Below are 268 nucleotides of genomic sequence, written 5' to 3' on the forward strand. Positions count from 1 at the left end.
TATTTATTATTTGGAGAGCGTACTTTGTATTTATCAACGATTATGGATGCCTTTAATCGCGAAATTATAAGTTATGTCGTCAGTGAATCACAAACGCTGGCATTAGCGATGAAGACGTTAAAACAAGCAATGAGAGGAAGAAAAATAAAAGATGTCCTCCTTCATTCAGATCAAGGAAGTATTTATACTGCGAAGGAATTTCAAGCGTATGCCAAAGAAAAAGGCATTATCACCAGCATGTCCCGGAGAGGAAATTGCCATGATAATG

General features: G+C 36.9%; 1 protein-coding gene. It reads left to right on the top strand.

All coding sequences use genetic code 11. From position 1 onward, the window contains the following. Positions 1-268, top strand: a 268-nt coding sequence (locus tag MR065_RS27295; RefSeq protein ID WP_242215754.1) for a DDE-type integrase/transposase/recombinase, incomplete at both ends; no start/stop codon positions are given.

The organism is Bacillus cereus group sp. BfR-BA-01383, from assembly GCF_022663495.1.
Classification (GTDB): domain Bacteria; phylum Bacillota; class Bacilli; order Bacillales; family Bacillaceae_G; genus Bacillus_A; species Bacillus_A cereus_AU.